24 protein-coding genes are annotated in these 25,399 nt (G+C 72.2%); 6 read left to right on the forward strand and 18 right to left on the reverse strand.

The features are described from left to right. The 15 genes from hpnH to OG448_RS04810 form a co-directional block, all read right to left on the reverse strand. Complete coding sequence (gene hpnH, locus OG448_RS04740; protein ID WP_405551665.1) at window positions 1-1,023, reverse strand: adenosyl-hopene transferase HpnH; 1,023 nt, start codon at window positions 1,021-1,023, stop codon at window positions 1-3. A 5-nt stretch (window positions 1,024-1,028) separates the two neighbouring features. Next, window positions 1,029-1,670 carry a 1-hydroxy-2-methyl-2-butenyl 4-diphosphate reductase gene (locus tag OG448_RS04745; protein ID WP_405551666.1) on the reverse strand — a complete coding sequence of 214 codons (642 nt, stop codon included), beginning with the start codon at window positions 1,668-1,670 and terminating at the stop codon, window positions 1,029-1,031. Continuing rightward, window positions 1,671-3,701: a squalene--hopene cyclase gene (gene shc, locus OG448_RS04750; RefSeq protein WP_405551667.1), complete on the reverse strand. Its 2,031-nt coding sequence runs from the start codon at window positions 3,699-3,701 to the stop codon at window positions 1,671-1,673. A gap of 118 nt (window positions 3,702-3,819) precedes the next feature. Then, complete coding sequence (locus tag OG448_RS04755; RefSeq protein WP_405551668.1) at window positions 3,820-4,953, reverse strand: polyprenyl synthetase family protein; 1,134 nt, start codon at window positions 4,951-4,953, stop codon at window positions 3,820-3,822. Continuing rightward, a complete protein-coding gene (gene hpnE / locus OG448_RS04760) occupies window positions 4,953-6,371 on the reverse strand; it encodes a hydroxysqualene dehydroxylase HpnE (protein ID WP_405551669.1) in 1,419 nt (472 codons plus the stop codon). The genes OG448_RS04755 and hpnE overlap by 1 nt, the downstream gene beginning before the upstream one ends. Beyond that, window positions 6,372-6,512 (reverse strand): DUF6380 family protein, encoded by a 141-nt coding sequence (locus OG448_RS04765; RefSeq protein WP_405551670.1) that lies wholly within the window; start codon window positions 6,510-6,512, stop codon window positions 6,372-6,374. Continuing rightward, the gene (hpnD, locus tag OG448_RS04770; RefSeq protein ID WP_405551671.1) at window positions 6,512-7,462 is read right to left on the reverse strand and encodes a presqualene diphosphate synthase HpnD; all 951 of its coding nucleotides are present in this window, start codon (window positions 7,460-7,462) and stop codon (window positions 6,512-6,514) included. Before hpnD ends, OG448_RS04765 begins: the two co-directional genes overlap by 1 nt. Next, complete coding sequence (gene hpnC, locus OG448_RS04775; protein WP_405551672.1) at window positions 7,459-8,355, reverse strand: squalene synthase HpnC; 897 nt, start codon at window positions 8,353-8,355, stop codon at window positions 7,459-7,461. The genes hpnD and hpnC overlap by 4 nt, the downstream gene beginning before the upstream one ends. A gap of 362 nt (window positions 8,356-8,717) precedes the next feature. Beyond that, window positions 8,718-9,497: an ABC transporter ATP-binding protein gene (locus OG448_RS04780; RefSeq protein WP_405551673.1), complete on the reverse strand. Its 780-nt coding sequence runs from the start codon at window positions 9,495-9,497 to the stop codon at window positions 8,718-8,720. Further along, window positions 9,490-10,419 carry an ABC transporter permease gene (locus tag OG448_RS04785; RefSeq protein WP_399565210.1) on the reverse strand — a complete coding sequence of 310 codons (930 nt, stop codon included), beginning with the start codon at window positions 10,417-10,419 and terminating at the stop codon, window positions 9,490-9,492. The genes OG448_RS04780 and OG448_RS04785 overlap by 8 nt, the downstream gene beginning before the upstream one ends. A gap of 73 nt (window positions 10,420-10,492) precedes the next feature. After that, on the reverse strand, window positions 10,493-11,365 hold the full coding sequence (locus tag OG448_RS04790) for a glycosyltransferase family 2 protein (RefSeq protein ID WP_405551674.1): 873 nt from the start codon (window positions 11,363-11,365) through the stop codon (window positions 10,493-10,495). 5 nt (window positions 11,366-11,370) lie between these two features. Beyond that, complete coding sequence (locus tag OG448_RS04795; protein ID WP_391293334.1) at window positions 11,371-12,150, reverse strand: CDP-alcohol phosphatidyltransferase family protein; 780 nt, start codon at window positions 12,148-12,150, stop codon at window positions 11,371-11,373. After that, the gene (locus tag OG448_RS04800; protein WP_405551675.1) at window positions 12,128-13,189 is read right to left on the reverse strand and encodes an iron-containing alcohol dehydrogenase family protein; all 1,062 of its coding nucleotides are present in this window, start codon (window positions 13,187-13,189) and stop codon (window positions 12,128-12,130) included. Before OG448_RS04800 ends, OG448_RS04795 begins: the two co-directional genes overlap by 23 nt. Further along, window positions 13,177-13,929 carry a sugar phosphate nucleotidyltransferase gene (locus tag OG448_RS04805; protein ID WP_391293330.1) on the reverse strand — a complete coding sequence of 251 codons (753 nt, stop codon included), beginning with the start codon at window positions 13,927-13,929 and terminating at the stop codon, window positions 13,177-13,179. Before OG448_RS04805 ends, OG448_RS04800 begins: the two co-directional genes overlap by 13 nt. Next, entirely contained in the window at window positions 13,926-15,737 is a 1,812-nt protein-coding gene (locus tag OG448_RS04810; RefSeq protein ID WP_405551676.1) for a DUF5941 domain-containing protein, read from the reverse strand. Before OG448_RS04810 ends, OG448_RS04805 begins: the two co-directional genes overlap by 4 nt. A gap of 281 nt (window positions 15,738-16,018) precedes the next feature. Here OG448_RS04810 and galE point away from each other — a divergent pair, with 281 nt between their 5' ends. From galE to idi, 3 genes are all read left to right on the forward strand, one after another. Beyond that, the gene (gene galE, locus OG448_RS04815) at window positions 16,019-16,993 is read left to right on the forward strand and encodes a UDP-glucose 4-epimerase GalE (RefSeq protein WP_405551677.1); all 975 of its coding nucleotides are present in this window, start codon (window positions 16,019-16,021) and stop codon (window positions 16,991-16,993) included. 156 nt (window positions 16,994-17,149) lie between these two features. Continuing rightward, window positions 17,150-18,091 (forward strand): cation diffusion facilitator family transporter, encoded by a 942-nt coding sequence (locus OG448_RS04820; protein ID WP_030816337.1) that lies wholly within the window; start codon window positions 17,150-17,152, stop codon window positions 18,089-18,091. Window positions 18,092-18,195: 104 nt separating this feature from the next. Continuing rightward, window positions 18,196-18,789: an isopentenyl-diphosphate Delta-isomerase gene (gene idi, locus OG448_RS04825; RefSeq protein ID WP_405551678.1), complete on the forward strand. Its 594-nt coding sequence runs from the start codon at window positions 18,196-18,198 to the stop codon at window positions 18,787-18,789. Window positions 18,790-18,825: 36 nt separating this feature from the next. Here idi and OG448_RS04830 read toward each other — a convergent pair whose 3' ends face one another. Then, window positions 18,826-19,320, reverse strand: a complete 495-nt coding sequence (locus OG448_RS04830) for an ATP-binding protein (protein WP_030816334.1) — start codon at window positions 19,318-19,320, stop codon at window positions 18,826-18,828. Window positions 19,321-19,535: 215 nt separating this feature from the next. After that, complete coding sequence (locus tag OG448_RS04835) at window positions 19,536-20,120, reverse strand: HdeD family acid-resistance protein (RefSeq protein ID WP_405551679.1); 585 nt, start codon at window positions 20,118-20,120, stop codon at window positions 19,536-19,538. A 110-nt stretch (window positions 20,121-20,230) separates the two neighbouring features. Between OG448_RS04835 and OG448_RS04840 the strand changes: the two genes are divergently transcribed. The 3 genes from OG448_RS04840 (at window position 20,231) to OG448_RS04850 (ending at window position 23,700) form a co-directional block, all read left to right on the forward strand. After that, window positions 20,231-20,986, forward strand: coding sequence for an enoyl-CoA hydratase/isomerase family protein (locus OG448_RS04840; protein ID WP_405551680.1), 756 nt, complete (start codon window positions 20,231-20,233; stop codon window positions 20,984-20,986). A 78-nt stretch (window positions 20,987-21,064) separates the two neighbouring features. After that, window positions 21,065-21,184: an LPFR motif small protein gene (locus OG448_RS04845; protein WP_254641675.1), complete on the forward strand. Its 120-nt coding sequence runs from the start codon at window positions 21,065-21,067 to the stop codon at window positions 21,182-21,184. Between the two features lie 92 nt (window positions 21,185-21,276). Continuing rightward, window positions 21,277-23,700 carry a Tex family protein gene (locus OG448_RS04850; RefSeq protein WP_405551681.1) on the forward strand — a complete coding sequence of 808 codons (2,424 nt, stop codon included), beginning with the start codon at window positions 21,277-21,279 and terminating at the stop codon, window positions 23,698-23,700. 49 nt (window positions 23,701-23,749) lie between these two features. Here OG448_RS04850 and OG448_RS04855 read toward each other — a convergent pair whose 3' ends face one another. Beyond that, window positions 23,750-25,390, reverse strand: a complete 1,641-nt coding sequence (locus tag OG448_RS04855) for an ABC-F family ATP-binding cassette domain-containing protein (RefSeq protein WP_405551682.1) — start codon at window positions 25,388-25,390, stop codon at window positions 23,750-23,752. Between the last annotated feature and the right edge of the window lie 9 nt (window positions 25,391-25,399).

Genomic DNA, 25,399 nt, shown 5'->3' on the forward strand with positions numbered 1-25,399 from the left:
TCACTCCCGGTTTCCGGAGACGGTCTCGCGCATGGCCCGCAGCGACTCCTTCAGGGAGCCCATGGTGGCGAGGACGGCGGTCGGCTCGTAGCCGCAGTGCGCCATGCAGTTGGCGCAGCGCGGGTCCTTGCCCCGGCCGTACTTGTCCCAGTCGGTGTCCTCGACCAGCTCGCGGTAGGTCGGCACATAGCCGTCGCTCATCAGGTAGCAGGGGCGCTGCCAGCCGAACAGGGAGTAGTTCGGGATGGCCCAGGCGGTGCAGGGGAAGTCGACCTTGCCCTCGAGGAAGTCCAGGAACAGTGGGGAGTGGTTGAGCCGCCACCGCCTGCGGTTGCCGCCGGAGAACGCCTTCTTGAACAGCTCGCGGGTCTGCTCCACGCCGAGGAAGTGCTCCTGGTCGGGCGCCTTCTCGTAGGCGTAGGCGGGCGAGATCATCATCTCGTCCACCTTCAGGTCGTCGTTGAGGAAGTTCAGCACCTCGACGATGGTCTGCGGGGTGTCGGTGTTGAAGAAGGTCGAGTTGGTGGTGACCCGGAAGCCGCGCTGCTTGGCCTCCTTGATCGCCGCCACCGCCTCGTCGAACACGCCTTCCTTGGCCACGGACTCGTCGTGCCGCTCACGCAGCCCGTCGATGTGCACCGCGAACGCGAAGTACGGGGACGGGGTGAACTTGTCCATCTTCTTGCGCAGCAGCATGGCGTTGGTGCACAGGAAGACGTATTTGCGCTTGGCGACGAGCTGGCGCACGATCTCGTCGATCTGCGGGTGCATCAGCGGCTCACCGCCGGCGATGGACACCATCGGCGCGCCGGACTCCAGCACCGCGCCCACCGCCTGGGCGACCGGCATCCGCTGCTTGAGCACGCCGGCCGGGTGCTGGATCTTCCCGCAGCCCTCGCACTTGAGGTTGCAGGCGAACAGCGGTTCCAGCTCGACGATCAGCGGGAACTTGTCCCGCTTGCGGAGCTTCTGTTCGGCCAGGTATGTAGCGACCTTGATGGACTGACGCAACGGCATGGCCATCTGGCTCACCTCCGGGGGAGCGGCAAGGAACGGTGCCATTCGAAGAATGCGGGAAGGACGGAACGAAGAACGCGGAAGGCCGATATTCCACCGCGTACCGTTCCGATCCGGACAAGTTCATGTTCAGGAGCGTCCACGACCACCCGTACGGCCGCAACCGGGCGGTCGCCCGTGCCGACGGCGGTGCGCAGGGTGGCCGCCGACTCCATGTCGACCGCGATCGCGCCGGTCGCCAGCAGATCGGAACGTTCCGGGCCCCGGACCACGTGGTCGGAGCCGGTCAGGGGGCCAGTGTGGACGGTGCGGCCGGGGACGGCGCGCCTCAGCTCCTTCACCAGCAGTTCGGTGCCCACGCAGGGGACGGTCCCCCGCGCATCGTGGGTCTCCTCGGCGACCACCAGGTCGCCGGGGTGCATGCCCGGTGCCAGCCCGGCGCAGAAGCCGGTGGCCAGCACGGCGGCATCCGCCATCCCCGGACCGGCGAGCCGCTCGGCGACGGACCGCTCCGCCGCCCGAGGGCCCATGCCGGTACGCAGGACGCCGAACCGCCCCCCGGCCCCGCCGCGGTCGCCGGTGCGCAGGGCGAGGTGCTCGATGCCGAGCGCGCAGACGATCAGCAGCGGTGCCGAGGCGGGCCGGGATCTCATTCAGCTCCCTCCGGCCGTGGCGCGGACGCCGCTGCGGGCGGCCAGGGGCGCCTTGTCGAAGGGGTCCCCGTGCAGGTACCGGCCGAGCGCGGTGAGCGGGAACACCTGCCGGTAGAGGTGGTAGTTGATGGAGAAGTCCCAGGGGAAGCCGGTGCCGGTGAAGTACGGCTCGTCCCAGGAGCCGTCGTCCCGCTGGGTGTCGGCCAGCCAGCGCACGCCGCGCTCGACGGCCTCGGAGTCCCGCTCTCCCGCCGCGAGCAACGCCATCAGCGCCCAGGCGGTCTGGGAGGCGGTGGAGGCACCGCGGCCGCTCCACTCCTTGACGTACTTGTAGGAGCGCAGGTCCTCGCCCCAGCCGCCGTCGTCGTTCTGCACCCGCTCCAGCCAGTGCACCGCGCGGCGGATCGCGGGGTGGGAGGCGGGCAGTCCGGCCGCGGTCAGCGCGGGCACCACCGAGCCGGTGCCGTAGACGTAGTTGACCCCCCAGCGGCCGAACCAGGAGCCGTCCGCCTCCTGTTCGGCGAGCAGCCAGGTGACGCCGCGCCGGGTGCGCGGATCGTGGGCGAGCCCCTCGGCCGCCATCATCTCCACGACGTGCGCGGTGACGTCGGCGGACGGCGGGTCGATGACCTCGCCGAAGTCGCAGAACGGCAGCCGGTTGGGGAACGGGCTGGTGTTGTCCACGTCGAAGGCGCCCCAGGCGCCGTTCTTCGACTGCATCCCGAAGTTCCAGCGCACCGCCCGCGCGATCGCCCCGTCCACCCGGTCGGGCTGGGGGTGGCTGACCCGGCGCAGTGCGAGGGCGACCTCGGCGGTGTCGTCGATGTCGGGGTAGTTGTCGTTGTGGAACTCGAACGCCCAGCCACCCGGCGGAAGTTGGGGACGCTTGACGGACCAGTCGCCGGGACGGCGGATCTCCTCGGCCAGCATCCAGTCGGCCGCCTTGAGCAACTGGGGGTGATCGGCGGGGAGTCCGGCATCGGCCAGCGCGATGACGGCGAGGCAGGTGTCCCACACCGGGGACTGACACGCCTCGATCATCCGGGACCCGTCCTCGCGCCAGACGGCGAACCGGTCCAGCGACTCCAACCCCGCCCGCATCACCGGGTGCTGAAGGTCGTAGCCCATCAGGTGCAGCGCGATGACCGAGTACACGGCCGGGGGCTGGATGCCGCCCCAGCAGCCGTCGTTCTCCTGGCGTTCGACGATCCAGCGGGCGGCGGCGTTCATCGCGGCCCGGCGCAACCGGCGCGGTACGGCCCCGCGCAGCCGGTGCACCACCCGGTCGAGCCGCTCGAAGGCGCCGTCCCAACTGGCCAGCGGGGCAAGCGGCTTGGGCGGGTTGGGGTTCGCCGGGTCGGTGTGCAGCTCGTCGAGCGGGAAGGGCGCCGGGCGGACCGGACGCTTGGCCGAGACGATGGTCAGCGGCACGATGGTCTGCCGGGCCCAGCAGCCGAAGTCATAGATGTTGAGCGGCATCCAGGTGGGGAACCAGACGAGTTCCGGGGGGAGTTCGGGCAGGTCCTCCCACTTCCACCAGCCGAACAGGGCGAGCCAGATCCGGGTGAAGACGCGGGCGGAGGCGATGCCGCCCCGTTCGCGCACCCAGGCCGAGGCACGCGCCATGTGCGGGGCGTCCGGGGCGTCACCGGCCAGCCGCAGCGCGACGTAAGCCTCGACGGTGGCGGACAGGTCGCCGGGGCCGCCGTAGAAGGTGGCCCAGGCGCCGTCCTCGCGCTGCTCGCCCCGGATGAACAGGGCGGCGGCGCGGGTGGTCGCCTCGTCGCGGATGCCGAGGAACTGGCGCAGCAGAAGGTCCTCGGCGTCCATGGTGACGTTGGTCTCCAGGTCGCCCTTCCACCAGCCCTCGGGGTCCTGCCGGGCCAGCAGGAACTCGGTGGCGCGCGCGGCGGCGCGTTCGGCGGCCTCGGGTACCCCGGCCGCCAGGGGGTCGGTGCTGTCGGTGTCGCTGGCCGCGGCAGCGCGGGGCGGGATGGTGGCCCCGGTGCTTCCGTCGGTCGTCGCTGTCATGGCTTCCCCTTTGTGCAGTCGTTCGAGTCGTGCTGCTGTGGGTCCGCCGTCGGCCGGTGTGCCGCAGATCGCGTCGCACCGGCCGGCGACTACGCGAGGGTTATTCGGCCGATAGTGATCATCTCTTCCTGACGACGACGAAGTCGGCGAGCGCCGTGAAGGCGTCCCGCACCCGGTCGGGCATGTCGACGGCGTGCAGGGCCTCGATGGCGACGGTGTGCTGGCGCCGCGCCTCGTCCGCCGTCCACTCGCGGCCGCCGGCCTCCTCGATGAGGGCGGCGCGGGCCGCGAACTCCTCCTCGGAGAAGGCGGCGAAGTCGCTGCTCTTGGCGTCGGCGGCGAGGATCTCGCCGAGCCGCTCGGAGGCGGGGCCCCCGGCGGCCAGGGCCGCCACCACGGGCAGGGACTTCTTGCGCTGGCGCAGGTCGCTCCAGGTCTGCTTGCCGGTGGACACCGGGTCGCCCCAGATGCCGAGGAGGTCGTCGACGGCCTGGAAGGCCAGGCCGAGGTGGTAGCCGTAGCGTTCCAGCGCGTCGGCCGTGCGGTCGTCGGCGCCGCCGAGGACCGCGCCGATGGAGGAGGCGCAGGCCAGCAGGGCGCCGGTCTTGTTGCCCTCCATCTCCAGGCACTCCTCGACGCTGACGCGGTCGCGGTGCTCGTAGGAGATGTCCTGGGCCTGGCCGTCGATCAGGGCGCGGGTGGCGGCGGTCAGCCGGCGGGTGGCGCGGCCGGCCTCGACGGTGCCCAGCTCCAGCAGGACCTCGTTGCCGAGGGCGAACAGGGCGTCGCCGACCAGGATGGCCTGGGCGGGGCCGTGCACCTTCCAGACGGTGTCGCGGTGGCGGCGCTGCTCGTCGCCGTCCATCAGGTCGTCGTGCAGCAGCGAGAAGTTGTGCACCAGCTCGACGGCGACCGCGCCGGGCACGCCCACCTCGGGGGCGGCGCCGGTGACCTCGGCGGAGAGCACGGCGAGGGCGGGGCGTACGGCCTTGCCGCCGTCACCGGCGGCCGGGTTCCCGGCGGCGTCGATCCAGCCGAAGTGGTAGGCGGCGACGGTGTCCATGGGGGGCGCCAGCCGGTCGACGGCGGCGCGCAGGACCGGGGTGGCCAGGGTCCGGCCGCGCTCCAGCAGTGCGGTCACGTCCACCGCGTCGGCGGCTGTCGAGGCCGGGGGCGGCACAGTGGGCACAGTCTCTCCTCTTGTTGCGGTACCGGGGGTGCGGGGCCCCTCCGGGCTGTGCTGATCGAGCATCAGGCCGCCTCCTCGAACTGGAAGAGGTGGCGGGGGCGGGGCCGGCCCAGGGCGCCCAGCGCGGCGTCGGCCGCGCTCACGCCGCTGCGGACCGCACTCTCCATGGTCGCGGGCCAGCCGGTGGCGGTCCACGCGCCGGCCAGGTAGAGGCCGGGAGCCTTGGTACGGGCGCCGGGGCGCAGCCGCCCGACGCCGGGGGTGGGGGCGAACGTCGCGGTGCGCTCGCGGGTGACGAAGAAGTCCCGCACCCGCGCCGTGCGGGCGCCGGGGATCAGCCGTTCCAGCTCGGGCAGGTAGCGCTCACGGAGGTCGGCGACGGGGGCGTCGATGTCGTCGTGGGCGGCCGACTGGGACAGCGCCAGGTACTGCCCCTCGCGCAGACCGGAGGCGGCGGTACGGTCGAAGACCCACTGCACAGGCGTGCCGAGCGCGGTGAGGAAGGGCCGGGCGAGCACCGGACGGTCGTACACGACATGCACGTTGAGGATCGGCGCGGTGCCGATGCGCAGCAGCCGCCCGGGGTCGTCGAGCGCGCCGGGCGGCAGCAGGTCGTGGGTCTCGCGCTGGGGTACGGCGAGGACGACGGCGTCGGTGTCGATCGTCTCGCCGGGAATCTGCACGCTCCAGCGCCCGTCCGCGTTCTGGGCGAGGGAGGTGACGCGTGCCCGGACCTCGGTGCGGACGCCCGCGGACTCGAGCGCCTTGCGGGCAAGACGGTCGTGCAGTTCGCCCAGCGGGACGTGTGCCCAGCCGATGTCGGCCGCGCCCGGCTCGGACAGCAGACCGGTCTTGAACACCATGGCGGCGAGTCCGAGCGAGGCGTCGCCCGCGACCGCGTTGAGCGTGGCGACCCCGACCAGGTCCCAGAGCGCCTCGATGGCACGCGCGGACTGGCCGTGCCGGGCCAGCCAGGTACCGAAGTCCTGGTCGTCCAGCGCCGGGTCGGTGGGGTCGAGCCCCTTGAGCGCGAGCGCGGCCCGCCCCACGGACGCGCGCTCGGCGAGCGAGAGGTGCGGGTACGCGGCCAGGCTCCGCCCCAGGTGCAGGGGTACGGGCAGCGGGTCGCGCCGCAGCCGGCCGAGCCGCCGCCCCTCGGGCTTGTCGACGTCGACCACGGGTACGTCGAGCCGGTTCTGCAGCGGGGCCAGCGCGGTGCCCTCGATCCGGTCGAGGAACCAGCGGTAGGCGGTGCAGCAGCGCAGGTAGACGTGCTGGCCGTTGTCCACGGTCAGGTCGCCGCGCTGGAAGGAGAAGGCGAGGCCGCCGAGCCGGGGCCTGCCTTCGAGCAGGGTGACGCGCACGCCCGCGTCGGCGAGCGCGAGGGCCGCGGTGACCCCGGCGAGTCCGCCGCCGACCACGACGGCGTCCCGGCCGGTGCCGCCGGTGTGCGCCCGTGCCGGGCGTGGGGCCTCGCTCATCTACGCGTCCTTCCGTGCGTGCCGCGCGTGCTGGTTGAACCGTGCACGTCCGGCCGTCGCAGTCAGGGACGCCACGCCGCGGGCGAGGGTTGCCCGCGGCGGCCGGGCCACCGGAGCCGCCTCCTGAGCCTCGGCCGTCATCAGGCGCGTCCCCTGAGCGTGTGCCGCGAGACGTGCCGGGTGTCGAAGCCGGACAGGCCGCGCACGGCGACGTACGCCTTCTCGCGGCCGGGCAGCGAGACGCGGCCGCGCAGCACGGCCTCCGGGTCGCGCTCGATGCGGTCGAGCAGACGGCGGTAGATGCCGGCCATGGCGGCGACGCAGGCGCCGCTGCGGCGGTCCAGCATGGGCAGCAGCCGGTAACCCTCGGCGAACAGGGCGCGGGCGCGGCGGACCTCGAAGTGGACGAGGCCCGCGAAGTCGGAGCCCTCGGGCGGGGTGGGTCCGGCGAACCCGGCCGAGCAGCCGAACTTGGCCAGGTCGTCGGCGGGCAGGTAGGTGCGCCCGCCCTCGGCGTCCTCGCGCACGTCGCGCAGGATGTTGGTGAGCTGGAGGGCGAGGCCCAGCGTGTCGGCGTACTCGGCGGCGCGCTCGACGCCGCGTGCGCCGGGTTCGGTGCCGAAGATGCCCAGCGAGAGGCGTCCGATGGCACCGGCCACGCAGCGGCAGTAGACCTTGAGGTCGTCCCAGGTCTCGTAGGTCGCGCCGCGCACGTCCATCTGGACGCCGTCGATCAGCTCGTCCAGGCCGCCGAGCGGGATCGGGAAGACCCCGGCGGCATGGGCGAGGGCGACGGCCACCGGGTCGGTGTCGTCCTCCTCGACCGCGCCCGCCCGGACCCGGCCGAGCAGCGCCCGGGTGTCCTCCAGGCGCTCCACCTTCACCGCGCCGGGCAGCTCGCCGTCGCCGATGTCGTCGACGCGCCGTGAGAAGGCGTAGAGCGCCGACATGGCGCGGCGCTCGGGCGTCGGCAGCAGCCGGATGCCGTAGGCGAAGTTGCGGGCCTGCTGGCCGGTGACCGTCTCGCAGTAGCGATAGGCGGCGAGTACCGGTGCGGACACGGCTTGCGAAGCCTCCACTGCCCGGATCACCCCTCTCCTCGCAGGGTCGTGCCCGCCTCGCGCAGCAACTGGAGCTTGCCGGGCTTGGGCGGGCCGGGAAGTACGTCGTGATCGGCGGCGGCGATCGCCCGGACCGCCGCCTTTCCTCCCGCCACGAACCCCGCGAGCAGCAGCTTCAGTCTGCCGTGGACGCTACCCACGAGGGGGGCGCCTTCATTCAGCAGATCGCCTGCGCGTCGGGCTTCGAACGCGACCAGGGCGCGTACGGACGCGCCGGCGCTCGGGGCGGCGAGGTCGCTCTCCTGGACATGGAAACGCTTCATGTCCTGGGCGGGCAGGTAGATGCGGTCGCGGCCGAGGTCCTCGGCGACGTCCTGGAGGTGCTCGACGATCTGGAGGGCGGTGCACACGGCGTCGGAGCGGCGGACGCGCTCGGGGGTCGCGGTCCCGGTGACGGCGAGCACCAGGCGGCCGACCGGGTTGGCGGAGAGCTCGCAGTAGGCCAGCAGGTCGTCGTAGGTCTCGTACCGGGTGACGAGCTGGTCCTGGCGGTTGGCGGCGATCAGGCCGAGGAAGGGCTCGGGGGTGAGGCCGCGGCGGCGCACGGTGGGCTGGAGGCGGCGCAGCAGGGGGTGGTGCGGGGTGCCGTCGAAGACGCGGCCGAGGTCGGTCTCGAAGGCGTCGAGCAGGGCGAGGCGGTCGTCGGCCCGTTCCACGGGGACGCCGAGGGCGCGGGCGTCGGCGCCGCCGGGGGCCAGGTCGCCGTCGCCGATGTCGTCGACCAGGCGGGCGAAGCCGTAGACGGCCATGAGGTCGGTGCGCCAGGCGCGGGGCAGGAAGAAGGGGGCCACGGGGAAGTTCTCGCGCGCGGCCTTGTCCAGCGTGGCGCGTTCCAGTGCCGTCGCCGTGTCGGTTCCCGTCACTGCGCGCTGCCCGGTGCAAGGACGGCGCGGCTCGCGGTGAGCTGGGGAGTTTCCGTAGCCATTGCCGTCACATCTCCCGTTCTACACTGCCGACCCGATACACACTATTTCGGACACGCCGCCGACCCTCCGGGGGGCGTTCCCGGCGGAGGGTGTCGCGCAATATCGCCCCGATTGCCGGTTTCCGGCACCGGTACAGCTTACGTTGTACAACGCGACAGGGTCCCCCGGGGTGTCCGGCGCATCACAACAACACACCGATGGATGCCAAGATTCCTACGCGCCACCGGAGTTGACGCATCCTTTGCAGACGCCGGGCCCCGCCGGAGGAATGTCCGGCAGGGCCCTGACGGACATACGGGCTACTTGCCCGTGAACTTCTCGTACTCCTTGAGGACCTCTTCGGTGGGCCCGTCCATGCGGAGTTCGCCGCGTTCCAGCCACAGGACGCGGTCGCAGGTGTCGCGGATGGACTTGTTGTTGTGGCTCACCAGGAAGACCGTGCCGGCCTCCTTGCGCAGTTCCCGGATGCGTTCCTCGGAACGCTTCTGGAAGGCACGGTCGCCGGTGGCCAGCGCCTCGTCGATCATGAGGACGTCGTGGTCCTTGGCGGCGGCGATGGAGAACCGCAGCCGGGCCGCCATGCCGGAGGAGTACGTGCGCATCGGCAGCGTGATGAAGTCGCCCTTGTCGTTGATGCCCGAGAAGTCGACGATCCGCTGGTAGCGCTCCTTGATCTGCTCGCGGGACATGCCCATGGCGAGACCGCCCAGGATGACGTTGCGCTCACCGGTCAGGTCGCTCATCAGCGCCGCGTTGACACCCAGCAGCGAGGGCTGGCCGTCGGTGTAGACCTTGCCCTTCTCCGCCGGGAGCAGGCCGGCGATGGCCCGCAGCAGGGTGGACTTGCCGGAACCGTTGGAGCCGATCAGGCCGATGGCCTCGCCCCGGTAGGCGGTGAAGGACACCCCGCGCACGGCGTGCACCTTGCGCACACCGCGCGGCTCGCCCCGCTTGATGATGCGGCTCAGGGCGGCGGTGGCGCTGCCCTTGCCGGTCTTGGCCCCGTTGACCCGGTAGACGATGTGCAGCTCGTCCGCGATGACGGTCGGCCGGCGCTCGCCGGTGTTCTGCTCAGCCACGGCCGTACCGCTCCTCAGCCTTCCAGAAGTACACGAAGCCGCCGCAGAAGACGACCACGGCCCAGCCCAGGGCGAGGGCCCACACGTGCGGGGGCAGGTTCGAGGCGCCGTAGCCGTCGATCAGGGCGTAGCGCATCAGGTCCATGTAGACGGCCGCCGGGTTCGCCTGGAGCACCCGGACGATCCACTCGGGCTTGCCCGCCAGCATGTGGTTGATGGAGAACATCACGCCGGACGCGTACATCCAGGTCCGCAGCATGAACGGCATCAACTGGGCGAGGTCCGGCGTCTTGGCGCCCATGCGGGCCACGATCATCGCCAGCCCGGTGTTGAACAGGAACTGCAGCACCAGCGCCGGGAGGATCAGCAGCCAGGACAGCCGCGGATAGTTGCCGAACCCGATCGCCACCAGGAACACGACGATCATCGAGAACAGCAGTTGCTGGAGCTGCTGGAGGGAGAACGAGATCGGCAGTGCGGCGCGCGGGAAGTGCAGGGCGCGCACCAGGCCGAGGTTGCCGGAGATCGCGCGGACGCCCGACATCAGCGAGCTCTGCGTGAAGGTGAACACGAACACGCCGGTGACCAGGAAGGGCACATAGATGTCGTGCGACATGCCCCGGCTGGCCTTGAGGATCAGGCCGAAGATCGCGTAGTACACGGCCGCGTTCAGCAGCGGGGTGGCCACCTGCCAGAGCTGGCCCAGCTTGGCCTGGCTGTACTGGGCCGTCAGCTTCGCCTGGGAGAAGGCGAGGATGAAGTGGCGACGGCTCCAGAGCTGCCGGACGTACTCGACGAGCGAGGGGCGGGCACCGCTCACCGCGAGCCCGTACTTGGCGGCGAGGTCTGCCGCCGGCAGGCTCTCGTCGGGCGACGGGGCCGCGGTCACCGCGACACCGCCGTCATGGGTTCTCTCACTCACAGGGGAAACTTTCGTCTTCGAGTACGTCGTCTGGTGCACCTGCGCGGGGCGGCTTCCCGCCCCGTCGAGCTTCTCAGATCACCGGGGGACGGCCCAGCCGGGTCAGCCGCCACACCGTACGCCAGCGCATCGGGCGGCGGGGACCGCAGGGGGTGGCCCAGCCCTCCTTGAAGCCGCCGAACCACGCCTTCAGCGCCGGTCCGGAGGGGCGGCGGGCCAGCGTGAGCAGCAGCCAGACGCCAAGGTAGACCGGGACGAGCGGCACGGGAAGGTTGCGCCGGGCCAGCCAGACGCGGTTCCGGGCCACCATGCGGTGGTACACCGCGTGCCGCGAGGGCGCGGTCGTCGGGTGGTACAGCACCATGTCCGCCCGGTAGTCGATCATCCAGCCGGCGTCCAGCGCACGCCAGGCCAGGTCGGTCTCCTCGTGGGCGTAGAAGAATTCGTCCGGCAGCCCGCCGACCTCGCCGAGCACCTTCGTCCGGACGGCGTTGGCGCCGCCGAGGAAGGTGGTGACGCGGGAGGAGCGCATCGGGTCCGAGGCGCGCAGCCGGGGCACGTGCCGGCGCTGGGTCTCGCCGGTCTCGGGGTCCGCGATGCGGAAGCTGATGATGCCCAGCTCCGGGTCCGCGGCGAACGCGGCCCGGCACAGCTCGGCGGTGTCCTGCCGGGCGAGCAGACCGTCGTCGTCCAGGAACAGCAGGATGTCGACGTCGCTGCCACCGGGGCCGAACGCCTCGATGCCGACGTTGCGGCCGCCGGGGATGCCGAGGTTCTCGGGCAGCTCGACGGTGCGCACGCCCTCGGGCACGTCGGGTACGGGCGAGCCGTTGCCGACGACGACCACGGAGACCTTGTCACCGTCCTGCTTGGCGACGGAGTCGATGAGCGCCCGCAGCTCCTCGGGGCGGTTGCCCATGGTGATGATGACCGCGCCGACCTTCATGCCGTTCACCTCAGCCTACTCGACGCGAGAATGGACACCAGGTGCAGCAGCGTCTGGAGCAGCGCGATGCCCGCCAGCACGGCGGTGCCGAGCCGGGTGAAGAACAGGTCGCCACGGATCTGGTCCACGATGGCCAGCACCAGGATCAGCAGCGACGCCTCGATACCGAGGATCAGCCGGTGGAACTTGAGCGCCGCGGCGGCGCGCCGGGCCAGCGCCATCCCGGAGGAACGCGGCTCGGCGGCCGATTCCTTCACCGGCGGCAGCCCGGTCTGGTGCCGGGCGACCCCCACGAGGTCGGTCTCCGCCTTGATCAGGATCGCGCCGAGCGCGGCCAGCGTGCCGAGGAACGCCCACAGCCAGTCGATACGGCCGCTGCCGAACAGGTCGGCGGCACGCAGCCCGAGGCCCACCAGCACGGCGGCGTCGGTCAGGTAGGCGCCGACCCGGTCGAGGTAGACCCCGCCCAGCGAGTACTGCTTGCGCCAGCGGGCGATCTCGCCGTCGACGCAGTCCAGCAGCAGATAGAGCTGGGTGGCGACGATGCCGAGCACGGCGCCCGTGATCCCCGGCACCAGCAGGGCCGGGGCCGCGAGCACACCGCAGACGGTCATCAGGTACGTGAGCTGGTTGGGCGTGATCCTGGTGTTCACCAGGTAGCGGTCGATGCGCAGGGACACCTCGCGCATGTAGAGGCGTCCCGCCCAGTGCTCACCGCTGCGCCGGTCCTTCACCCCCGCGGGGTGGACGACCGGACGGAGTTCAGCTACCGATGGCCTTGACATAGTCGGCGTAGATGTCCTTGATCTGGTCAGTCTTGAGGTCGAGGTGTTCGAGGATCGTGTAGCGGCCGGGCCGGGTCTCCGGGGCGAACTCCACGACGCGGGCGAACTCGTCCGCGGTGAAGCCGATGTCCTCGGCCAGTACCGGCAGCCCGTGGCGGCGCAGTACGCCGGCCATGTGCGCCGACGCCTCGTGCGCCCCGCGCAGGTACATGGCGAAGGCGGCACCGAGGCCGCACTGCTCGCCGTGGCTGGCGGCGCGCTGCGGGAAGAGCAGGTCGAAGGCGTGGTTGATCTCGTGGCAGGCGCCCGAGGACGGTCGCGAGTCGCCGGAGACCGACATCGCGATGCCGGACAGCACCAGCGCCTCGGCGAGGACCTGGAGGAAGTCGTTGTCCTCGATCCCGCCGGGATGCCGGAGCACCGCCTCGCCCGCCTGGCGGGCCATGGCGGCGGCGAGACCGTCGATCTTCTCGCCGTTGACCCGGTTGGCCAGCTCCCAGTCCGCGATGGCGGACACGTTGGACACCGCGTCGCCGATGCCCGCGCGCACGAAGCGCGCCGGGGCGGCCCGGATGACGTCCAGGTCGATCAGGACGGCGATCGGGTTGGGTACACCGTAGGAGCCCCGGCCCGCGTCGTTGTCCAGGGTGGCGACCGGCGAGCACAGGCCGTCGTGCGCGAGGTTCGTCGGCACGGCGACCAGGGGCAGGCCGACCCGCGCGGCGGCGTACTTGGCGCAGTCGATGATCTTGCCGCCGCCGAGGCCGACGAGCGCGTCGAAGTGCCCGGCGCGGATGTCGTCGGCGAGGCGCACGGCGTCGTCGAGCGTGCCGCCGCCGACCTCGTACCAGGTCGCGCCCGGCAACTGCGGGGCGACCCGCTCGCGCAGCCGGGCGCCCGAGCCGCCGCTGACGGCGACGGCGAGGCGGCCGGAGTGCGAGATGCGTTCGTCGGCGAGCACGGTGGCCAGGTCGGCGAGGGCACCCGGGCGGATGTCCACGACGACCGGCGAGGGGATGAGCCTCGTCAGTACTGGCACGCGATCTTCCGTCCCTTGGCGAGGTCGTCGTGGTTGTCGATCTCGACCCAGGAGACGTCGCCGATGGGCTGGACGTCGATGCGGAAGCCGCGGTTGACCAGCTCCTGGTAACCGTCCTCGTAGTAGAGCTGCGGGTCGCGCTCGAAGGTGGCGCGCAGGGCGTCGGCCAGCTCCTCGGCCGCGTCGCCCTCGATGAGGGTGACGCCGATGTACTCGCCCGTGGCCTCGGCGGGGTCCATCAGCTTGGTGATCTTCTGGACGCCCTTCTCGGGGTCCACGACGACCTTCATCTCCTCGTCCGCCAGGGACTTCACGGTGTCCAGCGCGAGGATGATCTTCTTGCCGTCACCGCGCGCGGCCAGCAGCGTCTTCTCGACGGAGACCGGGTGCACGGTGTCGCCGTTGGCGAGGATCACGCCGTCCTTGAGGGCGTCCCGGCCGCACCACAGGGAGTAGGCGTTGTTCCACTCCTCGGCCTTGTCGTTGTCGATCAGCGTGATCTTCAGGCCGTACTTCGCCTCGAGGGCCGCCTGGCGCTCGTACACGGCTTCCTTGCGGTAACCGACGATGACACCGACCTCGGTGAGACCGACCTCGGCGAAGTTGCCGAGGGTGAGGTCGAGAACGGTGAGCGACTCCTCGTCGCCCTCCGGGCCCACCGGCACCAGGGCCTTGGGCAGGGTGTCGGTGTAGGGGCGCAGACGCCGTCCGGCGCCGGCCGCCAGCACGAGGCCGATCATGCGGTTTCTCCTTCGTCGTGGACGGCGGGCGCCCCAGCGGACACCCAGAAGCGGATGCTCTCGACGAGCACCAGCAGAGCGACGCACACGGCGATGACCGTGAGCGCGACGGTGAACTGGGAGGCGGTCAGCAGCGCGGCAAGCACGGTGACGAGCAGCGTGCGCCCCTCCTGCCCCCCGATGGCGCGCACCAGCCAGGCCGGCGGCGCTCCGGCGTCGCCGCGGATGCGGTACACCGTGTCGTAGTGATGGTAGGCGACCGCCGCGACCAGCCCGAACGCCGCCGGGAGGGCCCCGTGGACGTCGGCGCGGGCGGCCAGCGCGAGCACCGTGCCGTACTCGGCGGCGCGGAAGAACGGCGGGACGAGCCAGTCCAGCGAGCCCTTGAGCGGGCGGGCCGTGGCGAGCGCCGAGGTGAGGACGTAGAGGACGGCGCCCGCGACGGGCAGCCAGCCGCCGAAGCCGGTCAGCGCCGAGCAGGCGACGACGGCGGCCCCGCCGAGGAAGGCGACGGCCGGGACGGCGAGGCCGGGCAGGCCGCGCTTGAACACGCGGCCCAGGGCGCCGGCGAGCGGGCCGGTGTCCGCGAGGTCGGCGAGCGCGACGGCGGCACGGTCGGTCCGGCGGGCCTTGCGGGTCAGGGAGCGCAGTACACGGCCGGCCGTGGTGTAGGCGGCGGCGAGGGCGCAGCCGACCAGCAGCACGTAGAAGGTGATGCGGGGGGTGGTGACCGCGGTGAGGACGGCGATCATGGCCCAGCGCTCGCCGATCGGCAGGACGATCATCCGGCGGACCCAGACCGTCCAGCCGACGCTGTCCAGCTTGTCGGAGAGGGCGGCGGTGGGGCTGGTGTTGGCGGTGGCGTCGTGGTTGGCCTCGTTGAAGGAGAAGTCCACGACGTGCCGGCAGGTCTGGAGGATCATCGCGCCGAGCGCGAGAGTCCACACGTCGTCGCCGCCCCGGGCCGCGCCGAGCGCGAGTCCGGCGTAGTAGGCGTACTCCTTGGCCCGGTCGAAGGTGGCGTCGAGCCAGGCGCCGAGCGTGGAGTACTGCAGCGAGTAGCGGGCGAGCTGACCGTCGGTGCAGTCCAGCACGAAGGAGGCGATCAGCAGCACGCCGGCCGCGACGAAGCCGGGGCGGGTGCCGGTGGCCGCGCAGCCCGCCGCTATCAGCGCGGTGAGCAGGGAGGCGGTGGTGACCTGGTTCGGGGTGAGGCCCCGGCGGGCGCACCAGCGCGCGAGGTAGCGCGAGTAGGGGCTGATGCAGAAGGTGGTGAAGAAGCCGTCGCGGGACTTCACCGCCGACTTCAGGCGTACGTCCTCCTCGTCGACGGCGAGGACGGCCTGCCGGGCCTCGTTGCGGGCCTGGGGGTCGGCGGGGACGGCGGCGACGAGGCTGCCCAGCTCGGGGCGGTGCACCGGGGTGCCGTCGGCGTCGAGAGCGGTGACCAGGCGGTCGGGCAGGCTGTCGACGGCGACCGCGGTGCCGCCGCCGGCCTCGTCCTGGGTCTCGCTCTGCCCCTCAAGGGCCCGGTTCAGCGTCTGCCGGGCGGTGCCCTGGGCGGTGACGGCGCCGGGGACGGCGGCGAGCGGGAAGCGGGGGTCGGTCAGGCCCAGGCGCAGGGCGTGCGGGTGGCCGACGAAGCGGGCGTCGACCAGGGCCACGCGCCCGTCGGCGGGGGCGGCCGCGATCAGGTTCCGGGCCTCGGCGGTGTCGGCGGCCATGCGCACGTCGAAGCCGAGGGACCGCAGATCGCCTTCGAGGGACGATCCGGGGACCGGCTGACCGGTGACGATGGCGGTCGGCAACCGAATTCACTCCCTGGGTCCGGCGCGTCGACGCCGGTCTGCTGCGTGATGGGGGCGCCCCTCGCCTGCGGCTCGCCGGGGCGGCATGTCGGCAGAGGCTATCGGATGGGCCGGTGCACCCGTTCACCGGGCGTTCAGGCCCGGTCCACCGGGGCCGCGCCCGCCTGTGCCGCGATCATCATCGGGGATCGGGGGGCCGGCCCACAAACCGCGTCCCGGCGGGCGGCACGCAATCCGGGCATCGGGGGCGCCCGGCGGGGCGCGGCGTAGGGTCTGCGGACATGACGTGGTTGATCACCGGCGGAGCCGGATACATCGGGGCCCACGTGGCGCGGGCCATGCACGGCGCCGGGGAGCACGTGGTCGTCCTGGACGACCTGTCGGCGGCGGTGCCCGAGCGGCTGCCCGAGGGTGTGCCGCTGGTCGAGGGCTCGACGCTGGACGGGGACCTGCTGAAGCGGGTGTTCGCCGAGCACGGGGTGACCGGTGTGGTGCATCTCGCGGCGCGCAAGCAGGTCGGGGAGTCGGTGGCGGAGCCCGTCCGCTACTACCGGGAGAACATCGGCGGCCTGGCGACCCTGCTGGACGCCGTCGCGGACGCGGGCGTACGGCGGCTGGTCTTCTCCTCCTCGGCGGCCGTGTACGGCAACCCGGACGTGGACCTGATCACCGAGGACACCCCGTGCGCCCCGGTGAACCCCTACGGCGAGACCAAGCTGGCCGGTGAGTGGCTGGTCCGCGCGGCCGGCCAGGCGCACGGCATCTCCACGGTGTGCCTGCGCTACTTCAACGTGGCGGGCGCGGCCGCACCGGAGCTGGCCGACACCGGGGTGTTCAACATCGTCCCGATGGTCTTCGACCGGCTGACCCGTGACGAGGCGCCCCGGATCTTCGGCGCCGACTATCCGACGCCGGACGGCACCTGCATCCGCGACTACATCCATGTGGCCGACCTCGCCGAGGCCCACCTCGCGGCGGCCCGGCGGCTCTCCGAGGACTCGCCGGCCGGTGATCTGACACTGAACGTCGGCCGGGGCGAGGGGGTGTCGGTGCGCGAGCTGATCACGCTGATCGGCGAGGTCACCGGGGACCGGCGGGAACCGGTGATCGAGGACCGGCGGCCGGGGGACGCGCCTCGCGCGGTCGCCTCCGCCGAGCGGGCGGCGGCCGAACTGGGCTGGCGGGCCCGGCTCGGGGTGCCGGAGATGGTCGCCTCGGCATGGGCGGGCTGGCAGCACCACCACGGCCCCCAGTGACGCCGTACGGCTCTGACCTGCGGATCGTTTCCGCAGGTCAGAGCATATGACAACGGTGTTCAGTGCCGCGTTGCCCGGTGGCCGCCGACCGTAGTTCACTGTGAGCCGGTGCGTTCGTTTGCGAGCCGGCGCGCGGCGCTGAAGGGCGGTTCTCTCATGGGGGCAGGGCACGACCACGGGCATGCGCACAGCCATGTGCCCTCCACCGGCACGGCCGCGGCCGCGTACCGGGGCAGACTGCGCGCGGCGCTGGGCATCACGCTCACCATCATGGTGGTCGAGATCGTCGGCGGTCTGGTCGCGGACTCCCTTGCGCTGATCGCGGACGCCGCCCACATGGCGACCGACGCGGTGGGCCTGGTCATGGCGCTGCTGGCGATCCACTTCGCGGCCCGGCCGCCGAGCACCCACCGCACCTTCGGCTTCGCCCGCGCCGAGATCCTGGCCGCCCTCGCCAACTGTGTACTGCTGCTCGGCGTGGGCGGCTATGTGCTGGTCGAGGCGGTGGAGCGGTTCCTGCGGCCGGCCGAGACCCACGGCGGGCTGATGGTGGTGTTCGGCGCGATCGGCCTGGTGGCGAACTCCGTCTCGCTGCTGCTGCTGATGCGCGGGCAGAAGGAGAGCCTGAACGTGCGCGGCGCCTTCCTGGAGGTCGCCGCGGACGCGCTGGGCTCGGTGGCGGTGATCGTCTCGGCCGCCGTGATCCTGGCCACCGGCTGGCAGGCCGCCGACCCGATCGCCTCGCTGCTCATCGGGCTGATGATCGTCCCGAGGACGCTGCGCCTGCTGCGGGAGACGCTGGACGTGCTGCTGGAGGCGGCGCCCAAGGACGTCGACATGACTGAGGTACGGGCACACATCCTCGCGCTGGACGGTGTGGAGGACGTACATGATCTCCACGCGTGGACGATCACCTCGGGCATGCCTGTGCTCTCGGCACATGTGGTGGTGAGCACGGATGTGCTGAACGCCATCGGCCACGAGAAGATGCTGCACGAGTTGCAGGGCTGTCTGGGCGACCACTTCGACGTGGAGCACTGCACCTTCCAGCTGGAGCCGGGCGGGCACGCGGAGCACGAGGCGCGGCTCTGTCACTGAGGGACTCGTACGGGTTCAGGACATGCGGACGTGCGGGGAAGTGCCGGGAGTGCCGGTTTCGTACGGCAGACTTGGGGTTGCGAAGACCGACGCGAAGGATGGGTATGCCGATCACACCAGCCACCGAGACGCACAGCTCGTCGAACGGCACCGCGGAGCCGATCTTGCTGGAACTCGTGGACGAGAACGGCGTGACGACCGGCACCGCGGAGAAGCTGGCCGCCCACCAGCCGCCGGGGCAGCTCCACCGGGCGTTCTCGGTGTTCCTCTTCGACGAGCGGGGCCGGCTGCTGCTCCAGCAGCGGGCGCTCGGCAAGTACCACTCCCCCGGTGTCTGGTCCAACACCTGCTGCGGTCACCCCTACCCCGGTGAGGCGCCGTTCGCGGCGGCGGCCCGGCGTACCCACGAGGAGCTGGGGGTCTCGCCCTCGCTGCTGGCCCAGGCGGGCACCGTGCGCTACAACCACCCGGACCCGGCGTCGGGCCTGGTGGAGCAGGAGTACAACCACCTCTACGTCGGCCTGGTGCAGCAGACGCCGGCGCCGGACCCGGAGGAGGTCGGCGGGACCGCCTTCGTGACGGCGGCCGAGCTGGCGGAGCGGCACGCGCGGGAGCCGTTCTCCGCGTGGTTCATGACGGTGCTGGACGCGGCGCGTCCGGCGATCAAGGAGCTGACGGGGTCGTCCGCGGGCTGGTAGGCCCCGCGCGGGGCCCTCTCGCGGCCTCGCGGACCCTCATCCGGACAGCGCGGGTTTGAGCGGCAGGGCGGCCCAGATCACCTTGCCGCCGCTCGCCGTGTGCTCCACGTCGACCGCGCCGCCCGCCTCGCGCGCCACCTCGCGCACCAGCAGCAGGCCCCGGCCGCCGGTCTGGCCGTGGTCGGCCTCCAGCGCGGTCGGGCGGTAGGGGTGGTTGTCCTCCACCGAGACCCGGACCCACTCGGCGCCGACGGCCACCTCGACCCCGAGCATCGGGGAGAGCAGCGCCGCGTGCTTGACCGCGTTCGTGACCAGCTCGGAGACGATCAGCAGCAGCCCGTCCACCACTTCGTCCGCGACCGGTACGCCCTGGCGCAGCAGCAGATCCCGTACGGCGTGCCGCGCCTGCGGGACCGAGGCGTCCACGGCGGGGGCGGTGAACCGCCACACTCCTTCGTACGGCAGGGGTCCGGGCGGGCGCTCGGCGCCCTCCGCGGGGCGCGGCACACCTCCGCGCCCGTGGTTGTCCATCGTCCGGTCGCCACCCTCGCGCTCGATTGTCACCACACGTCGAGTGTTGGTAACGACGAGGTCCGCCCCGGAGGACTGAACACAAGTCAGCGGGTATCGAACGGTTCCGACCGCATCCGTACGGTGCGGTCACCGGGACGACCGCTCTTGTCGTCCGCGTGTCCGGTTCGAGAACTATTCAGGTTGTACGGGTTGGTCAGATCTGTACGAGCCCCTCAGACGGGAGCCGCGTCGTCCATCATGCCGACGACCCTGCGGCCTCCGTACCCGGCGGCGATCAGGCCGAGGCCGTCGAAGAGCAGGGCGAGCGAGAAGAAGCAGCCGATGACGTACTGGCTGCTGCCCGGCCAGCTCACCAGGACCAGGATGCCGAGCAGCAGGTCGAAGGCGCCGAGCAGCAGGGTCCAGCCGAACTGGGGGCCGCGCACCACCACGCTCCCGACCAGCCGGAACAGGCCGGCGGCGAGGAACAGCAGGGCGGCGAACATGGTCAGGGCGTCGGCGGCCGCGTGCGGCATACGGATGACGACGATCCCGGCGGCGATGTTCAGCGCGGCCACGATGACGCCGAGCCAGAAGAAGTTGGTCCCGCGTGCCTGCACCGCGTGCAGCAGGCCCACGATGCCGCCGATCAACAGCAGCCAGCCGAAGAGGATCATCGAGGTCAGGGTGGCCGCCGCCGTGTAGACCAGACCGACGATCCCGGCGATGACCAGGATCACCCCGAGCACCGCGAGCCAACTGAAGCTCCGGCTCAGGCCCTTCGCGCCCCCGGTCCCGCTTTTGCCGGATCTGGCCATCGCCGCCTCCTTGATCGCCCCTGTTTGCTGTTCTTCCCTCCTTTTGTCCCTCGGGTGGTGCGAGCTAACTCACCCGGCCCTGACCGGCACCCGCGGATAGCATCCGCCGCATGGAGCCCGAGCTGTCGCACGGCGTCGCCGACCGCGTCGCCACCGTCGTCATCCGCAACCCGGCCAAGCGCAACGCCATGACGGCCGCGATGTGGCGGGCGCTGCCCCCGCTGCTGGCGGAGCTGGCCGCCGAACCCGGGGTGCGCGCGCTGGTGCTCACCGGGGAGGGCGCGACCTTCTGCGCGGGCGCGGACATCTCCACGCTGCGGGGCTCGCCCGCCGAGGCACAGGGTCTCGCGGTGGCCGCCGAGGAGGCGCTGGCCGCGTTCCCCAAGCCGACGCTGGCCGCGATCAAGGGCCACTGCGTGGGCGGCGGGTCCCAGCTCGCGGCCGCCTGCGATCTCCGGCTGGCGGAGGAGGGCGCGCTGTTCGGCGTGACCCCGGCGCGGCTCGGCATCGTCTACCCCGCCTCCTCCACCCGTCGCCTGGTCTCCCTGGTCGGCCCGGCCACCGCCAAGTACCTCCTCTTCTCCGCCGAGCTGATCGGCACCGACCGCGCCCTGCGCACGGGCCTGGTGGACGAGGTGCTCCCGGAGGGCGAGCTGGACAAGCGCGTCGCCGCCCTCACCGCCACCCTGGCCGCCCGCTCCCAGCTCACCCAGGCCGCCGCCAAGGAGTACGCCGACGGCCGCACCGACCGCGAGCCCCACTGGACCGCCCAGGCCCTCGCCTCCACCGACACCGAGGAGGGCGTGACCGCCTTCCTGGAACGCCGGGAACCCCGGTTCACCTGGAGCGTGCCCCCGACAGGATGAATCGGCGGGGGCGTGCTCGGCCGGTCCTGGGGTACCCGGTGCGGACCAGGCAACCGCCGGGTGGATTGGAGTTCTCTCATGTTCCGTGCCATCGCCGATGTGCTTCGTCAGATAGGCGGCGCCATCGCCACCGTCGTCACCCTGCCGTTCCGGGCGCTCGCCCGGCTGTTCGGTGGGGCCTCGAGCGGCCGGGCCTGAGCGGGGCGCCCGGTGCGCCCTGTCGTCCGTATCCCCGTGCCACCTGCCACAATTGCCGCGCAACGTTCAGCGTCAGAAGGCGGTACGGGATCGTGACGACACCCCTCACAGGGTCCATCGAAGGCAGGATCGCCGGGGAACTCGGCGTACGGGAGCGGCAGGTGAAGGCCGCGGTCGAGCTGCTGGACGGCGGTTCGACGGTGCCCTTCATCGCCCGCTACCGCAAGGAGGCGACCGAACTCCTGGACGACGCGCAGCTTCGCACCATCGAGGAGCGGCTGCGGTATCTGCGGGAGCTGGAGGAGCGCCGGAGCGCGATCCTGGAGTCGGTGCGCGAGCAGGGCAAGCTCACTGACGAGCTGGAGGAGCGCATCCGGGGCGCCGAGACCAAGGCGCGGCTGGAGGACATCTACCTCCCGTACAAGCCGAAGCGGCGCACCAAGGCGCAGATCGCGCGGGAGGCCGGGCTGGAGCCGCTGGCCGAGGGGCTCTTGAGCGACCCGTCGGTGGAACCGGCGGCCGCCGCGGCCGCGTTCGTGGACGCGGACAAGGGGGTCGCGGACGCGCAGGCGGCGCTGGAGGGCGCGCGGGCGATCCTGACGGAGCGGTTCTCCGAGGACGCCGACCTGATCGGCGAGCTGCGCGAGCGGATGTGGACGCGCGGCCGGCTGGCCGCCAAGGTGCGGGACGGCAAGGAGGAGGCGGGCGCCAAGTTCGCCGACTACTTCGACTTCACCGAGCCGTTCACCGCGCTCCCCTCGCACCGGATTCTGGCGATGCTGCGCGGCGAGAAGGAGGAGGTCCTCGACCTCGTCCTGGAGCCGGAGGAGCCGGCGGAGCCGGGGGTCCGTTCGTCGTACGAGGGCATCATCGCGGGCCGGTTCGGCATCGCGGACCGGGGCCGTCCCGGTGACAAGTGGCTCGCCGACACGGTCCGTTGGGCCTGGCGCACCCGGGTGCTGGTGCACCTCGGCATCGACCTCAGACTGCGGCTGCGTACGGCCGCCGAGGACGAGGCGGTCGACGTGTTCGCCGCCAACCTGCGCGACCTGCTGCTGGCCGCCCCGGCCGGCACCCGCGCCACGCTGGGCCTGGACCCCGGCTTCCGTACCGGGGTGAAGGTGGCCGTGGTCGACGCGACCGGTAAGGCCGTCGCCACCGATGTGATCTACCCGCACGTGCCCGCCAACAAGTGGGACGAGGCGATCGCCAAGCTGGCCCGGCTGGCCAAGGAGCACACGGTCGACCTGGTCGCCATCGGCAACGGCACCGCCTCCCGCGAGACGGACAAGCTGGCGACCGAACTCATCGCCAAGCACCCGGAGTTGAACCTCACCAAGGTGATGGTCTCCGAGGCGGGCGCGTCGGTGTACTCGGCGTCGGAGTACGCCTCCCGTGAACTGCCCGGCATGGACGTGTCGTTGCGTGGCGCGGTCTCCATCGCCCGGCGTCTGCAGGACCCGCTGGCCGAGCTGGTGAAGATCGACCCGAAGTCGATCGGCGTCGGCCAGTACCAGCACGACCTCTCCGAGGTGAAGCTGTCCCGCTCCCTGGACGCGGTGGTCGAGGACTGTGTGAACGGCGTCGGCGTGGACGTCAACACCGCGTCCGTACCGCTGCTTTCGCGGGTGTCCGGCATCTCCGCCACGCTGGCCGAGAACATCGTGACGCACCGCGACGAGAACGGCCCGTTCACCTCGCGCGCGGAGCTGAAGAAGGTGTCCCGGCTGGGCCCGAAGGCGTACGAGCAGTGCGCGGGCTTCCTGCGCATCCGGGGCGGCACCGACCCGCTGGACTCCTCCAGCGTGCACCCGGAGGCGTACCCGGTGGTGCGGCGGATGGTGAAGACGACGGGTCAGGAGGTGGCCTCGCTGGTCGGCAACACCGGTGTGCTGCGCTCCCTTCGGGCCGCCGACTTCGTGGACGACACCTTCGGCCTGCCGACCGTGTCCGACATCCTGAAGGAGCTGGAGAAGCCGGGGCGCGACCCGCGTCCGGCGTTCAAGACGGCCACCTTCAAGGAGGGCGTGGAGAAGATCTCCGACCTGTCCGCCGGGATGGTGCTGGAGGGCGTGGTGACGAACGTGGCCGCCTTCGGCGCGTTCGTGGACATCGGCGTCCACCAGGACGGCCTCGTGCATGTGTCCGCGATGTCGAAGACGTTCGTCAAGGACCCGCGGGACGTCGCCAAGCCGGGTGACATCGTCAAGGTGAAGGTCCTGGACGTGGACATCCCGCGCAAGCGGATCGCGCTGACGCTGCGGCTGGACGACGAGGCGGCCCCGCAGGAGCGGGGCGGTCCCCGGCAGCAGCGGGGCGGCGGCGCCCGCCCGCCCCAGCAGCGGCAGGGCCAGGACGGTCAGGGCCGGCGTCAGGGTGGCCAAGGCGGCCAGGCCCGTGGGAACGGTGGCGGCAGGGACCGGGGCGGCCGTCCCGCTCCCGCGCCGGCCAACAGTGCCATGGCGGACGCCCTGCGCCGCGCCGGTCTGGTCGACCCGAACAAGGGCCGCCGCTGACCCCTGCCCCGCCCCCGGCCCGGCCTCGACGCCGGGCCGGGGGCGGGGTTCAGCGTTCGGTCACCTTGCCGTCCGCGACCTCCAGGCGGCGGGTCACCTTGACGGCGTCCAGCATGCGGCGGTCGTGGGTCACCAGCAGGAGCGTGCCCTCGTAGGCGTCGAGCGCCGACTCCAGTTGCTCGATGGCGGGCAGGTCGAGGTGGTTGGTGGGCTCGTCCAGGACCAGCAGGTTGACGCCCCGGCCCTGGAGCAGGGCGAGGGCGGCGCGGGTGCGCTCGCCGGGCGAGAGGGACGCGGCCGGGCGCAGTACGTGGTCGGACTTGAGGCCGAACTTGGCGAGCAGGGTGCGCACTTCCGCCGGCTCGGTGTCCGGGACGGCCGCCTGGAAGGCGTCGAGCAGTGACTCGGAGCCGTGGAACAGCTTGCGGGCCTGGTCGACCTCGCCGACCAGCACCCCGGAGCCCAGCGTGGCGTCGCCGGAGTCCAGCGGGACCCGGCCGAGCAGCGCGCCGAGCAGGGTGGACTTGCCCGCGCCGTTGGCTCCGGTGACCGCGATCCGGTCGGCCCAGTCGATCTGGAGCGAGACCGGGCCGAAGGTGAAGTCACCCCGCCGGACCTCGGCGTCCCGGAGCGTCGCCACCACGGCGCCGGAGCGCGGGGCGGCGGCGATCTCCATGCGCAGTTCCCACTCCTTGCGCGGCTCCTCCACCACGTCCAGGCGCTCAATCATCCGCTGGGTCTGCCGGGCCTTGGCGGCCTGCTTCTCGCTCGCCTCGCTGCGGAACTTGCGGCCGATCTTGTCGTTGTCGGCGCCCGCCTTGCGCCGGGCGTTCTTCACGCCCTTGTCCATCCAGGAGCGCTGCGTCTGCGCCCGGTCCTGGAGGGCGGCGCGCTTGTCGGCGTACTCCTCGAAGTCGTCGCGGGCGTGCCTGCGGGCCACGTCCCGCTCCTCCAGGTAGGCCGCGTAGCCGCCGCCGTAGAGGTTGATCTGCTGCTGGGCCAGGTCGAGTTCGAGGACCTTGGTGACGGTGCGGGTGAGGAACTCGCGGTCGTGGCTGACGACGACGGTGCCCGCGCGGAGGCCGGTGACGAAGCGCTCCAGCCGCTCCAGGCCGTCGAGGTCGAGGTCATTGGTGGGCTCGTCCAGCAGGAAGACGTCGTAGCGGGAGAGCAGCAGGGAGGCGAGTCCGGCGCGGGCGGCCTGGCCGCCGGACAGGGAGGTCATGGGCCGGTCGAGGCCGACGGCCAGACCGAGGGTGCCGGTCACGTCCTCGGCGCGTTCGTCCAGGTCGGCGCCGCCGAGGCCCAGCCACCGGTCCAGCGCGGTGGCGTACGCGTCGTCGGCGCCGGGCGCGCCCTCGACCAGGGCCTGGGTGGCCTCGTCCATGGTGCGCTGGGCCTCGGCGACGCCGGTGCGGCGGGCCAGGAACTCTCCTACGGTCTCGCCCGGCCTGCGCTCCGGCTCCTGCGGGAGGTGGCCGACGGTGGCGGTCGGCGGGGAGAGCCGCAGCTCGCCCTCCTCGGGCGCGGTGAGCCCGGCGAGGATCTTGAGCAGCGTGGACTTGCCCGCGCCGTTGGCACCGACCAGCCCGATCACGTCACCGGGCGCGACGACGAGGTCGAGCCCGGTGAAGAGGGAGCGGTCGCCGTGGCCGGCGGCGAGGTTCTTGGCGACGAGGGTGGCAGTCATCAGGACGCC

Source organism: Streptomyces sp. NBC_01171 (assembly GCF_045039805.1).
In the GTDB taxonomy this organism is placed as follows: domain Bacteria; phylum Actinomycetota; class Actinomycetes; order Streptomycetales; family Streptomycetaceae; genus Streptomyces.